This window comes from Pseudoalteromonas sp. T1lg122, from assembly GCF_002964825.1.
Taxonomy (GTDB): Bacteria; Pseudomonadota; Gammaproteobacteria; order Enterobacterales; family Alteromonadaceae; genus Pseudoalteromonas; species Pseudoalteromonas gelatinilytica.
On sequence record NZ_PQCG01000007.1, the window covers coordinates 673,529 to 686,687 of the forward strand.

Annotated in this window: 11 protein-coding genes and 1 pseudogene; 3 read left to right on the forward strand and 9 right to left on the reverse strand. The window is 40.6% G+C overall.

Going from position 1 to position 13,159, the window contains the following annotated elements:
• Nucleotide 1 precedes the first annotated feature (1 nt).
• The 3 genes from ppk2 to C2M33_RS08520 all read right to left on the reverse strand — a co-directional run bounded on the left by ppk2 (nt 2) and on the right by C2M33_RS08520 (nt 2,871).
• Complete coding sequence (gene ppk2, locus C2M33_RS08510) at nt 2-895, reverse strand: polyphosphate kinase 2 (protein ID WP_082874071.1); 894 nt, start codon at nt 893-895, stop codon at nt 2-4.
• A 496-nt stretch (nt 896-1,391) separates the two neighbouring features.
• Nucleotides 1,392-2,060: a DUF2987 domain-containing protein gene (locus tag C2M33_RS08515; protein ID WP_105174254.1), complete on the reverse strand. Its 669-nt coding sequence runs from the start codon at nt 2,058-2,060 to the stop codon at nt 1,392-1,394.
• Nucleotides 2,053-2,871, reverse strand: coding sequence for a glucosaminidase domain-containing protein (locus C2M33_RS08520; protein WP_063704793.1), 819 nt, complete (start codon nt 2,869-2,871; stop codon nt 2,053-2,055). Before C2M33_RS08520 ends, C2M33_RS08515 begins: the two co-directional genes overlap by 8 nt.
• A 214-nt stretch (nt 2,872-3,085) precedes the next feature.
• Between C2M33_RS08520 and C2M33_RS08525 the strand changes: the two genes are divergently transcribed.
• A complete protein-coding gene (locus C2M33_RS08525; RefSeq protein ID WP_105174255.1) occupies nt 3,086-4,381 on the forward strand; it encodes an anti-phage deoxyguanosine triphosphatase in 1,296 nt (431 codons plus the stop codon).
• A gap of 103 nt (nt 4,382-4,484) precedes the next feature.
• Entirely contained in the window at nt 4,485-5,576 is a 1,092-nt protein-coding gene (locus C2M33_RS08530) for a DUF481 domain-containing protein (RefSeq protein ID WP_082874070.1), read from the forward strand.
• A gap of 78 nt (nt 5,577-5,654) precedes the next feature.
• Here the strand turns inward: C2M33_RS08530 and C2M33_RS08535 are convergent, their stop codons facing one another.
• The 6 genes and pseudogenes from C2M33_RS08535 to C2M33_RS08560 form a co-directional block, all read right to left on the reverse strand.
• Nucleotides 5,655-7,808 (reverse strand): prolyl oligopeptidase family serine peptidase, encoded by a 2,154-nt coding sequence (locus C2M33_RS08535; protein WP_105174256.1) that lies wholly within the window; start codon nt 7,806-7,808, stop codon nt 5,655-5,657.
• 163 nt (nt 7,809-7,971) lie between these two features.
• Nucleotides 7,972-8,973 (reverse strand): annotated as a pseudogene (locus tag C2M33_RS08540) (branched-chain amino acid aminotransferase); the annotation flags it as partial.
• 178 nt (nt 8,974-9,151) lie between these two features.
• On the reverse strand, nt 9,152-9,940 hold the full coding sequence (locus tag C2M33_RS08545; protein ID WP_105174258.1) for an SDR family oxidoreductase: 789 nt from the start codon (nt 9,938-9,940) through the stop codon (nt 9,152-9,154).
• Between the two features lie 21 nt (nt 9,941-9,961).
• Nucleotides 9,962-10,465: an Mpo1 family 2-hydroxy fatty acid dioxygenase gene (locus C2M33_RS08550; protein ID WP_105174259.1), complete on the reverse strand. Its 504-nt coding sequence runs from the start codon at nt 10,463-10,465 to the stop codon at nt 9,962-9,964.
• Between the two features lie 104 nt (nt 10,466-10,569).
• The gene (locus tag C2M33_RS08555; RefSeq protein ID WP_063704778.1) at nt 10,570-10,974 is read right to left on the reverse strand and encodes a hypothetical protein; all 405 of its coding nucleotides are present in this window, start codon (nt 10,972-10,974) and stop codon (nt 10,570-10,572) included.
• Between the two features lie 54 nt (nt 10,975-11,028).
• Nucleotides 11,029-11,691: a Crp/Fnr family transcriptional regulator gene (locus tag C2M33_RS08560; protein ID WP_105174260.1), complete on the reverse strand. Its 663-nt coding sequence runs from the start codon at nt 11,689-11,691 to the stop codon at nt 11,029-11,031.
• A gap of 56 nt (nt 11,692-11,747) precedes the next feature.
• Here C2M33_RS08560 and C2M33_RS08565 point away from each other — a divergent pair, with 56 nt between their 5' ends.
• On the forward strand, nt 11,748-13,037 hold the full coding sequence (locus C2M33_RS08565) for an amidohydrolase (RefSeq protein ID WP_105174261.1): 1,290 nt from the start codon (nt 11,748-11,750) through the stop codon (nt 13,035-13,037).
• Nucleotides 13,038-13,159 lie beyond the last annotated feature (122 nt).

A 13,159-nucleotide genomic window follows, 5' to 3' on the forward strand; every position in this document is an offset into this window, starting at 1 on the left:
TTTACTGACGCGTCGACATACGGGTAGGTTCAGTGACAATAAGCGAATCGACCCGATTGACTATGTCGTGATCTTTTTCTGGGTAATCCAAACAGCTTAAGAAATGACGCATACAGTTTATACGCCCGCGTTTTTTATCATCAGAGCGAATTTGTGTCCAAGGCGCATCTTTAGTATGGGTATGAAACATCATGGCATCTTTAGCGTCACTATAATCATGCCATTTAGCTAGTGATGCCATATCAACCGGGCTCAATTTCCATTGTTTTAGTGGGTCGTTTTGGCGCGATTTAAAGCGTCTAAATTGCTCTTCTCTACTGACCGAAAACCAATATTTAAATAACTTAATACCGCTATTCACCAACATACGTTCAAGTTGGGGTGTTTGGCGCATAAACTCTAAATATTCGTGGTCATCACAAAACCCCATTACCTTTTCTACTCCTGCACGGTTATACCAAGAACGATCAAATAGTATAATTTCCCCTTTGGTGGGTAGGTGGTTAATGTAACGCTGAAAATACCACTGATCACGCTCTCTTGCAGATGGCTTCTCTAAAGCCACTACGTGCGCCCCACGAGGGTTTAAGTGCTCCATAAAGCGCTTTATAGTGCCACCTTTCCCTGCCGCATCTCGCCCCTCAAATAGAATCACAATTTGCTGGTTGGTCTCTTTTACCCAGCCTTGCATTTTTAAAAGCTCAATTTGTAATTCATGCTTATGGCGCTCGTACTCAACCACCTCCATTTTACGCTTGTATGGGTAATGGCCATCGGCATTCCATTTTAAACTTGGGTTTTTAACATTTAAGTCAAAAATAACATCTTGCTTAGCTTTCGCTTTTGATAACTTTTGCGACTTAATTGAAACGGCTTCGACATCGACTGTCTGCATAACGACTCCTTTTTTACTATAACTACCTATATTTAGATTTCTATAGTTTTACTTTAAGTCAGTTATTACTTATGAGATTGATCTATATCTATCTTTTAAACACTTAAAAAGTTGTTTAGAAATAATTAGATAACACTTTTCTCCTAATTAAAATCAAGGTCGCACAACCAAAATCAAGCCCTTTTTCTATAGTAAAAAACAACCAGTAAAAATTCATATATTCATACTGTTTTTACATTTAAATACAAGCCGCTCTTTAAACTGCGCAGCAATACAAATGCTTAGCAAAAACATGAATTGAGAAAATAATCTAGGCAAGAGAAGTTGCTATTTAGAACGTGCTATTTACATTGAATTTTACAAATTTAGGCTAAGCCCAAAATACTAAGCTAAATATTGAAAAAAGAGACGTCTTCACTACTAATTAAAAACGAAAAAGAGACCTAAAAGGTCCCTTTTGAATAGTTATCAAAGCTGCGGTCAGATTTTTTACGCGCTATTTTACAATCCACGGTGTGGCGCTAATAAGCTTACCATGGCTGGGTAAAACACTTTTATCATCTTGCCACTCATCACTGACCTTCACTGAGCAACGCAGCGCTTTACAGCTAACTGCATTTGCTGAAACAGCATCTTGAGTATCAAATTTCAGCACAACACCTTGTTGTTCTGGTAACAAGAACCACATGAGTTTGCTTACAAAAAAGCCCGACAAATCAGATAATAACTCTTCAAACTCTTGATTGAGTGTATATAAGTTTGCTTTGCTAAGTTCAAAATCTGCCAAATCAGTTGCTTCAATTTGTAACTTTAATTGGCAATCATGTTTTGGATTTTCAGGTTGAACAACAATTACGGCTTTATCAGTATCTAGTTGCTTATCAAAAGGTAAAAGTAACTGAGCCTTTTCTGTGTATGTTAAGTCAAACTCTTGTTTTTCTGTAATAATTTTACCAGACTTAATTGTACACACTTCGTTAGTAGCAATATCAGATAAGTAAAAATTAACTTGAGCGTATTGGAACTCGCCTTTATTAACGACTTTTAAACGATCGTAAAAGCCATCATAGGCAACAACAAATTCAGTTGCGGCTGCCTTAGTTGCAACCGCACTTAGCGCAACCGCAATGGTTGCGGCTTTAAACCATGGAAGGAGTTTATTCATCAAAGTAAGCTCTGTTTTGATTTATCATTTTATTTAATTCTTCAATGTACGCTTCACGGCGCTCAGAATACGACAACAAACCTTGTGTAAGAATGGTCGCTTCAATTGGCTTTTGCTGACGACGTAAATCGGCACGAATTGATCGTAAATCTTTATAGGCCGCATGGGTATTAATATTTTTAAAATAAGAGCTTACCGCAGCACGTACCGACTTAAAAGCGGTCACTTCATGGGCTGCTTCGTTGGCACGACGTTTTGGGATCATGCCGCAGCCTTTTTTATAACACCACTGGCCGAAGAAATTTAAACCAATGCGTGCAAAACGAGAGGTACCCCATGCTGATTCATTCGCCGCCTGCATAAGCGCAAGCTCTTTTGGAATGATATCAACACGACGCAGCGCTTGAGTAAGCGATAAAGTGTCAATGGTGGCTGGCAACTTATAGCTGGTTAAGATTTTTTTAATATCTGATTGCTGTTTGCTAGTCAGTGGCTCATTGTATTCAAGCATCATGCGCGCAATTTCTAAGGTTGCGCGTTGCTGTAAAATTTTCTTGTTTTCAGCCTCGACATGAGGGCGAATAAAATCAAAAAATGCATGTTTCTTTTCTTTCACATCCGTAAATGCTGCAAAATCCGGCAGTTTTACGTTATGCAATGGCTTTTCTTTTTTGATTACGCGCTGGGTTCCTTTTGGCGTTGTCTGTGTTTGTTCAGACTCTTCTACGACTACGTCTTCTTTCATAAATGGCGATAATATTGCCCATGCAAAAAAAGCGGTCAGTAAAACTCGAAAAACGTACTTAAGCATGTATTCTCTCAAATAAACTACTACTCATGTGCGGTAACGTCACGCACATACAAAGGCGGAGTATACCAAAGCTGTGGATTTTTGGCGAATTTGCCCGAAGCACTCTACCCAAAGTTTATACAGAACCGAGTAAGAAACGGCCAATTTGCTCGCAATTTTCAAGCGCTTGCGTATACTTAAAGGCAACCAAACGTGAAATAGGAAGGTTATTTTTATGTGCCAATCTTGGCAAGCTCGTATTATTGACCAGCAAAAATATCGTCCAAACGATAATCGCTCAGCTTGGCAAGTTGACCGCTCTCGAATTATTCACGCCGCTGCATTTAGGCGTTTGCAAGCTAAAACCCAAATTATGGGTATTGGCTTGAATGATTTTTACCGAACCCGTCTTACTCACTCATTAGAAGTGGCCCAAATTGGCAGTGGTTTATTACGCCACTTGAAAAAGCAACACCCTGAATTTACGAATTTTCCGAGCGGTAGCTTACTCGAAACCTTGTGTCTTGCTCATGATATTGGCCACCCTCCTTTTGGTCATGGTGGTGAAATAGCATTACATTACATGATGCGTGAGCACGGTGGTTTTGAAGGAAACGCGCAAACACTCAGGATTGTCTCTAAGCTTGAGCCCTATTCAAATGGCTATGGCATGAATTTGACCAGACGCACCTTGCTGGGTTTTATTAAATATCCTGCCTTTATTGATGATTTGTGGCACTGCATTCCACCTCTAAGTGAACAACGTAGCTTTATTAAAGCCGATCATTGGCGCCCAGCTAAAGGCTTGTATAAAGATGATAAAGATGTTTTCGACTGGATCATTGAGCCACTGTCTAATAATGATAAAGCACTGTTAAGTAGTCATTATAAGGTTGATGAATTTAGAGCCAAAACCCACTACAAATCGATAGACTCAGCAATTATGGAATTAGCTGACGATATTGCGTATGCCGTTCACGATTTAGAAGACGCTATCGCCACCGAGGTTTTAACGTTAGCAGATTGGCAAAACCATGCCCTTGAGCAGCTACAAGAGCTTGACTCAGCGTGGCTAACGACCCATTTAAGCTCGATAACCGCCAGACTCTTCTCCCATCACGAGTACGAACGAAAAGATGCCATTGGTGAATTGGTTAACACCTTTATTATCAACGCTCAGTTAGTTGTACAAAACGCAGATTTCGAATCTAAAATATTACAATACACGGTCAGCCTACCTGATGAATTTGCCGAAATTCTAAATGTGCTAAAGCATTTTGTTTTTAAACGTTTAATTCGTGAGCCAAAGATGCAGCAAGTTGAATTTAAAGGGCAAAATCTACTGATAGAATTATTTAGTGCCTTTGCCAGCGACCCTATGCGGTTACTGCCTGAAACAACGCAAGAAATGTGGCTTAATGCGCACCAGCAAGGCGATAACGCAATGCGTATAATTTGTGATTATTTATCAGGGATGAGTGATGAATATGCTTATAAGACCTATCAGCGATTGTTTTTGCCATCTGCCTAACTAATTTTTGAACAGCACAGTGAGTTGTTCTAGAATTAAACAAGTTATTAGTAATAATAATGACACTTCTTTGAATGCATTTTATTTAACATGGACTGAAATAATGCTCAAAAAATACTTGCTTATTAGTACTGTTGTAGCAAGCTCATTTGCTTGCTACGGCGCAGAAACACTTCCTGATCCGCTACTTGAAGAGCGTAGCATAATCATAAAAGATGCCACCCATTTTGATTGGATACGACTTAACTCTGGCGAATGGCTCAAAGGTGAACTTGTCTCTTTGTACGACAAAGAAGTCGAGTTCGACAGTGATATACTCGACACATTGATGATTGACCGTGCCGATATTTATATGATCATCTCAGACCGCCATCATACTGTTCGTTTTAATGATGGTTCAGAGCTCAGCGGCACGCTCAATATTTCAGGCGGTTATGTGAAAGTCGGTGAACAAGAAGCTAAATATCGTTACCGTGATTTAGTTTCTATCGCACCTTCTGTTGAAAGCGAATTAAGCGCGTGGACTGTCAAAATAGCGCTGGGCGCTGATATATCAAAAGGCAATACTGACCAAACCGAATATTCAGCGCGTGCTGATATCAAGCGCCGTACGGCGTCTAGCCGTTTTCTCGCAGAGTTTTTAGGCTATCGCACCACCAGCGATGAACAAGTAACTAAAAATAACATTCGTGCTAACGGTACCTTCGACTGGTTTCAGACCCAAAAAATGTATTACCGTCCTATCTTCTTCGAGTACTACCGTGATCCGTTTCAAAATATCGCCAACAAATACACTGTCGGTGCCGGTGTTGGTTACTATGTGATGGATACCGATAAAACCGAATGGGACTTCTCAACAGGCCCTGCTTATCAAAAAACTGAGTTTGATACCGTCGCTAGCGGAGAAGAAAAATCCAATTCATCTTGGTCATATTTTATTGGCACTAATTACGAGCTTGAAGTCACCAAAAAAATTGATTTTACCCTTAACTATCGCTACCTAACTGCAAACAGTGACGCCGGTGGTGATTCTCAATATGCAATGGCCGCATTTGAATTTGAAATCACAGATGACATCGACTTTGATATGTCATTAGTATGGGATTACTTAGCCGACCCAATTGCCGATGAAAACGGGGTAGTACCTGAAAAAGAAGATTACAAAATGATTTTCGCACTGGGTATAGATTTATAAACATCTCGATTATTCGATACAAAAACGCCGAGCTAAGCTCGGCGTTTTTAATTCTAGTTAAGTTATATATACATAACCTTATAGCGATTTAACACCCATGTTGTATAGGGTAAAGCCATAAATATCAGCGTATTGATCGATGATCTTACTTGTAGGTGTTCCTGCACCGTGACCAGCATTTGTTTCAATGCGAATCAGATACGGGTTTTGTTTTGCACCTTTTTCTTGCAGCTCGGCTGCAAACTTAAATGAATGCGCAGGCACAACACGGTCATCATGATCCCCAGTTGTCACTAAGGTTGCTGGATAGCTAACACCCACTTTTACATTGTGCACAGGTGAGTAGCCTTTTAAGTAATCGAACATTTCTTTACTTTGTTCACTGGTGCCGTAGTCATACGCCCAACCAGCACCCGCTGTAAAGGTGTGGTAACGCAGCATATCTAAAACACCTACAGCAGGAAGCGCAACTTTAAATAGCTCAGGGCGCTGTGTCATAACCGCACCAACTAATAAGCCACCATTTGAGCCGCCACGTACCGCTAGGTAATCAGGTGAACTGTATTGTTTTTCATTTAAGTACTCAGCTGCTGCAATAAAGTCATCAAAAACATTTTGCTTTTTAAGCTGCGTACCATTTACATGCCACGCTTTACCGTACTCGCCACCACCACGAATATTAGCAACAGCATACACGCCACCGTGCTCAAGCCAAGCCGCAATTGTAGGGCTATAGCTTGGGGTTAAGCTTACGTTAAAGCCACCATAGCCATATAAAATAGTCGGATTTTTAGCGTTAAGTTCGGTGCCCTTTTTGTACGAAATAATCATCGGAACTTTGGTGCCATCTTTTGATGTATAGAAGACTTGTTCAGAGATATATTCTTCGCTATTAAATTTAGCGCCCGACTTGCGATACACATCAGACTTTCCTGACTCAACATCAAACGAGTAGGTATTGCCTGGTGTAGTGTAATTCGTAAATGAGTAATACAGTGTTTGTGCATCGTGCTTACCACTAAAGCCATATGCAGTACCTACACCTGGCAGGCTGATGTCACGCACCAATTTACCTGATTTATCATATTGTTTTACTTGCGAAATCGCATCAACCATATACTTAGCAAAGAAGTAGTCACCGCCTTTCGAAATGCTAAGTACATTGTCAGTTTCAGGGATTAAATCTTGCCAATTTTCTGGGGTAGGATCAGTGGCATCCACTGTCACTACACGCATATTGGGTGCGTTTAAGTTAGTCACCAAATACAGTTTCGAGCCGTCATTATCAATAATTGATGTATCTGAGTCAGTGTTATCTAAAATCGTCACTAACGTGCTGTCAGGCTTAGTTAAATCTTTGATAAACAGTTTATTACCTGAAGTTGAAGTACTTGCAGCGATAATTAGATAACGATTATCACGGGTCACTTCAGCACCAATATAACGATGTTTCTGTGCCTCTGTGCCGCCATAAATTAATTGGTCGTCAGCTTGTGCTGTACCTAACTTATGGTAGTAAACTTTATGTTGATCTGTTTTTGCAGACAGCTCACTGCCCTTTGGCTTATCGTAGCTCGAATAATAGAATCCTTCGTTGCCAAGCCAAGAGATACCACTGAATTTTACATCGACTAATGCTTCTTCAATCGGCTGTTTAGTCGCAGTATCAATAATGATAATTTTACGCCAGTCACTGCCACCTTCAGAGATTTGATAAGCCGCTAAAGTGCCGTCTTCAGTAAATGTTAAACCCGACATTGAAGTTGTGCCGTCACTACTGAACGTATTTGGATCTAAAAACACTTCAGCTTCTGAGTCGCCTTTTTTACGATAAACCACATACTGATTTTGTAGACCATCGTTTTTATAAAAGTAGGTGTACTCACCCTCTTTAAACGGCGCTGTCACTTTTTCGTAGTTCATCAGCTTTTCGAGCGTGGTTTTAAGCTCATCGCGATAAGGAATATTTTTTAGATAAGAAAACGTAACGTCATTTTCGGCTTTCACCCATTGTGCGGTTTCGTCGCTCATATCGTCTTCTAACCAACGATATGGGTCTGCTACTTGCTCACCGAAATATTCGTCAACAACATTGCCTTTTTTAGTTTCTGGATAATTCACAGCAGCTTTAACCTCTGCAGTTTTTACAGTTTGTTCTGTGTTTGTTGGGGTTGATTCACCACACCCCGCCAGTGCAACTACAATTGCACATGCAAGCGTTTTCTTGATCATAATAATTTTACTTTTTAGTTATTGTTAACAAATTGAAAGTAAAGTTAATACAAAAGAATGTCTAGCAATTTGCGGTTAAACACAGGGTCTGCTGTAAACCAATGTAAAAACAAAAAAGCCACGTTATTACGTGGCTCTTTATAACGATGTAATCGCTCAGCAATTATACTTTTGTTAACCAGCCATGAGTATCTGCTGATTTACCCCATTGAATATCATTCAATGCTTGGCGTAATTTCGCGACTTTCTCACCTGGTTCACCCGACCCCACTTTAAACTCTTGGTCGTTATGAATAAGCGTGCCAACCGACGTCAGTACCGCAGCGGTACCCGATAAGGCAGCTTCAGTACCCGGCTTAGCAGCTCTTTCTAGTAACTCAGACACAGTAAAGTTGCGCTCAGATACAGTCATACCTAAATCTTTCGCAATCGTTAAAATACTATTACGCGTCACACCGTGTAAGAATGTGCTATCAAGTGCTTTTGTGATGATTTCATCACCATCAATTAGAATGAAGTTTGCAGCACCCGTTTCTTGTACATCGCCACCTGGGCAGAATAAGATTTGATCTGCTTTATGTTCAGAGCGAGCCTGTAAAATTGGGCCTAATGCACTTGCGTAGTTACCACCACTTTTAACCATTCCCATGTGAGGTGCACAGCGCATGCCATCTTCTTCAAGTAATACACGTAGTGCTGTAGCACCACCAGCAAAGTAATCACCCACTGGCGAAAGTAATACATACAGTAGTGAACTCATTGACGGTGCAGCCGCTTTACCGATAGCCGCTTCTGTACCAATGTGCGTAGGACGAATATACATAGACCCAGGTGGTGCGGGTGTTTCGTCTGCATACTCTTTAACAATGTCTTTGATCATTTGCTCAAGCATGCTTTCGTCAAAGTCAGGTAAGTTAAGTAACTTAGAGCTTTGTTTCATACGCGCAATGTTAGCATCCATACGAAAGATATAGACCGAGCCATCTTCGTGACGAAAAGCTTTTAATCCTTCAAAACAGGTGCTTGAGTAATGTAATACGTGAGCACCCGCATGTAATTCGATTTTATCAGATGGGACCAGCGCGCTTTCACTCCATGAGTTATCAGCAAAACGTGCTTGGATCATTTGTGGCATAAATACAGTACCAAATGCGGCCATTGTTGTTCTCTCTTGTTTGGACTACTTTTACCCCATTGTATGCTAATCCATCCCCGTTTAACCATAGCAAACTAGTGCCTTTTATCGATTAAAGTGATAATAATCCGACCATTTGGTACAAAAAATGCGCAACCCAAGTTGCGCATTGTTTACTGAGAATCATTCACTAACAAATGATAATAAATTATCTGTAGTTCATTTTTGCTGTGAGGCGATTAAAAAAGCCCGGGAAAAAACGCTTAATAGTTGGTGCTAAACCACTTATCCCTTCACCTATAACAACTTCATCTTTCTCGGCTTCAATGGCTTTAATCATTTTTGCAGCCGCTTTTGCCACATCCATACCGTTTTCGATTGATTGTTCTGGTTTATTTTGCGGTTTACCTTGGCCATCTAATGAATTATGCGCAATCGCTGTTTTAATTGAACCCGGGCAAATAGTCAGGCAATTCACATTTTTATCGGCTAATTCTGCTCTTAAGCAATCCATAAAGCCAACAACCGCATATTTAGAGCCCGAATAACCAGTTCTGAACTTTGAACCGACTTTACCCGCCACACTGCTAATTGAGACCACCATGCCCATACCTTGGTTAACCATCTGGGGTACGACCGCCTTGGTTAAGGCAATTAAACCAAAGTAGTTTACTTCCATCAGTTGGCGATACACAGTGAATTCATTTTCTAAAAATAAACTGCGCTGCGACACTCCACCGTTATTGATAAGCACATCAATGCGGCCAATTCGCTCAATCACTGCGGGCATATCTTCAAGTAAGGATTCAGGTTTCGCCAAATCTAGGGCAACCACGTGATGATTGCCACCGAGCCGTTTATTCAGCTTATTGAGCTTATCTTCATTGCGGGCAGATAGTATTAGCGTTGCCCCTTTAGCTGCTAGTTGCTCACAAAGTGCCTCACCAATCCCAGAAGATGCCCCTGTAACCCAGACTGTTTTGCCATTTAATTGCATGTGTGTTCCTTATTATTGTTGTTATGCTTTGTTAGGCCCTGCATGTTGTTCAATATGATCAGCAATATCTTTATAAAAACCAAGCATAATCAAGAACTCTGCTAATACAAATAAAGGCCCTATTACCAAACCAATTAAATCGTCAACAAAGGCTGGCTTTTTACCTTCAAAATAGTGACCAATAAACTGAAACACCCAACCCACCACGAAACTGCCAATACTCACAGCGAGCCATAACTCTATTGAAAGCGACACCACAGGCTCAGCAGCAATGCTTAACGCACTTAAGCATACAGCCATAATTAACCCCATAGATAAGCTAAGCATTAAGTAATAAAGACAAGTGAATACAATCACCACGGTTGCCAAGGAGATAACAGCAGGCTCTGAGATAAGCGTGACGCGTTGCAATAAACAAATAATCGCAAACACAATTAATGGAATGCCAATAAAGTGAGTGTAAATATTGCGTTTAGAACGGTGATAAAGGGCATAATTTGTCAGTTGTTGTTTTAATGTTTTCATTATTTTTCCTGCCAAAACTGTGTTCAAAACTCAGATTAGCAGATAATTCACCGCCAAGAATGTCAACTATCCGACATTTACAGTAGCTAGCTTAAACTCACACATTAAACCAACGCATCAATAACTTTGCCTTTTTCAGCTTCTGGCTGCATATCCATGCGTTCGCGTCCTTTTTGATACTCTTCATCAAGCATCGCTTGCAGCTCATTCATTTTTTCTTGCAGTGCTTTGGTGTCGGCACCTTGTTGCTGCATTTGTTCGGCAAGTTTTTCTATTTGCGCTTTTATTTCGTCAATTTTCTCTTTATCAACCCCGAGTCGCTGATAAACCAAGGCTTCTTGCGCCTGTGCTAAAAAAGAACTGGGCTCAGACTGCTTTTGTAAAAGTTGGTGTGCTGAAGATGCAGGCGTATGCATGGCTTTCACATCATCAATGCGTGTTATTTGCGACAACTTAGCAGCAGCCGAAGCGTGATAAGGGTTATATTGATTATGAAATGTAATTGCCACAAGTTGTCTTCCATTTAAGCTTGATTACAACTTTGTAGCAATTATAGTTCCAAACTAGCATTGAGATTGCAATTTATCGATATCAACAATTTCAATCGATTGATATTTAAGATTAATAATTGAATCAGCTTGCAGAGATTGTAATATTTGATTGATGGTTTGCCGTGTTAAATAGGTCATATCGGCAAGTTGTTGCTGGGTAAGCGGCAAACAGCTTTGGTGTGACGATTGATAAAGCATGCATAAACGCTTACTCACCTTTTGCTTTGCTGTAAGGAGTGCGTGATCTTCTAATGAGTCAAACAGGTTTCGTACTTTATTGGTAAGAAGCAGCCCAAAGTCATGCCAATAAGCAGGATGTTCTTGTAAAAACTGGCTTAATGCCCGCTCAGGAACGTGTAAAAGCCGTACCGCAGTTTGAGCATACACATCGTGGGTACGTTGACCACCATCAAACAGAGCCACTTCACCAAACCACATTGCACTGGTTACAAAACTGAGCACCGCTTCTTTGCCTTGGCTATTAACCCCAGAAACTCTAAGCACGCCATTAATAACACAATACAGACCGGTATTTTCATCACCACGCAAAAACAATGCATCACCCGCATTTAAGGTGATTAATTTAGCATTTTTTACTAGCTTGTCCCTAAATATTTGTGTGCGATTTTTAAACCATTTGTCTTGGTTAATTACCGAAAGGTCTTGTTCATTCAAGTGTTTATACTTTACATTGATTAAATAATTAGTAATTAATAATAAAAGGATACGGGATGTTAAACAAACTACTTTCGACCAGCCTACTTCTCAGTGCTATTTCTACCCCTGCATTTGCTAGTGATATTAATTCTGAACTTAAATCTGCAAATAAAAGTGTCAGCGAAAAAGTCATTAAATGGCGCCGTCATTTGCATCAAAACCCAGAGCTTAGTAACCGTGAGTTTGAAACAGCTAAATACGTGGCTAAGCATTTACGTTCTCTAGGCCTTGAGGTTCAAACAGGTGTGGCACATACCGGTGTAGTTGCCAAACTTAAGGGGGGCAAAAAAGGTCCGCTTATTGCGCTACGTGCTGATATGGATGCATTACCTGTTAAAGAGCAAGTAGACTTACCTTTCGCGTCAACTCAAACAACAGAGTACAAAGGCAATACCGTTGGCGTAATGCATGCCTGTGGTCATGATAACCATGTGGCTATTTTAATGGCAGCCGCTGAGTCTTTAGTAAAAATTAAAGAAGAGCTCGCGGGTGATATTCTGTTTGTCTTCCAACCTGCTGAAGAAGGTGCACCAGATGGCGAAGAAGGCGGAGCAGAGCTTATGCTTAAAGAAGGCTTATTTAAAGAAAAGCCAGAAGCCGTATTTGGTTTACACGTAACCAGCTCTCTTAATACCGGACAAATTGGTTTTCGTGAAGGGCCACTAATGGCCAGCGCCGACAAATTTACTATCACAGTAAAAGGTCGCCAAACTCACGGTTCTCGCCCTTGGAATGGGGTTGACCCAATTGTGGCGTCATCACAAATTATTATGGCAACACAAACCATCGCTTCTCGCCAAGTTGATGTGACCAAAGCGCCTTCTGTGGTTTCATTTGGTGCCATTAATGGCGGTGTGCGTAACAACATCATCCCTGATGAAGTTGAAATGGTGGGCACAATTCGTACCTTTGACCAAGAAATGCGTGCTGACATAAAAAAACGTTTAGCTAAAACCGCTGAGATGGTAGCTGAATCAGGTGGCGCAGAAGCACATGTTCACATTGACCATGGTTACCCAGTAACAGTGAACGATGTTGAATTAACCAAGAAAATGACACCAACACTTGCTGGTGTAGTTGGTAAAGAAAACCTGATCACAACGCCACTTATCACAGGTGCCGAAGACTTTAGTTACTACGCCTTAGAAACACCAGGCATGTTCTTTTTCTTAGGTGTAACACCAAAAGGTCAAGATGCAGTTACAGCACCAAGTAACCATTCACCACATTTTTTTGCAGACGAAAAAGCTTTACAGCTTGGCGTAAATGCAATGACGCAATTAGTGGTTGATTACCTAAAATAAGCGGATTGAGATAATCACTAATCCTACTGGCGGGTGACATCCATTACCCGCCCTATTTTCTTTGCTGTTCAGCATCAATAAAGCTCATTTTGCTAGGGTTAACTTACTAACAGGTAAGGAAG

What these genes read in the sequence shown, in the direction of transcription:
- ppk2 (WP_082874071.1), bottom strand. Translation starts at nt 895, where the DNA reads ATGCAGACAGTCGATGTCGAAGCCGTTTCAATTAAGTCGCAAAAGTTA.
- C2M33_RS08515 (WP_105174254.1), bottom strand. Translation starts at nt 2,060, where the DNA reads ATGAATAAACTCCTTCCATGGTTTAAAGCCGCAACCATTGCGGTTGCG.
- C2M33_RS08520 (WP_063704793.1), bottom strand. Translation starts at nt 2,871, where the DNA reads ATGCTTAAGTACGTTTTTCGAGTTTTACTGACCGCTTTTTTTGCATGG.
- C2M33_RS08525 (WP_105174255.1), top strand. Translation starts at nt 3,086, where the DNA reads ATGTGCCAATCTTGGCAAGCTCGTATTATTGACCAGCAAAAATATCGT.
- C2M33_RS08530 (WP_082874070.1), top strand. Translation starts at nt 4,485, where the DNA reads ATGCTCAAAAAATACTTGCTTATTAGTACTGTTGTAGCAAGCTCATTT.
- C2M33_RS08535 (WP_105174256.1), bottom strand. Translation starts at nt 7,808, where the DNA reads ATGATCAAGAAAACGCTTGCATGTGCAATTGTAGTTGCACTGGCGGGG.
- C2M33_RS08545 (WP_105174258.1), bottom strand. Translation starts at nt 9,940, where the DNA reads ATGCAATTAAATGGCAAAACAGTCTGGGTTACAGGGGCATCTTCTGGG.
- C2M33_RS08550 (WP_105174259.1), bottom strand. Translation starts at nt 10,465, where the DNA reads ATGAAAACATTAAAACAACAACTGACAAATTATGCCCTTTATCACCGT.
- C2M33_RS08565 (WP_105174261.1), top strand. Translation starts at nt 11,748, where the DNA reads ATGTTAAACAAACTACTTTCGACCAGCCTACTTCTCAGTGCTATTTCT.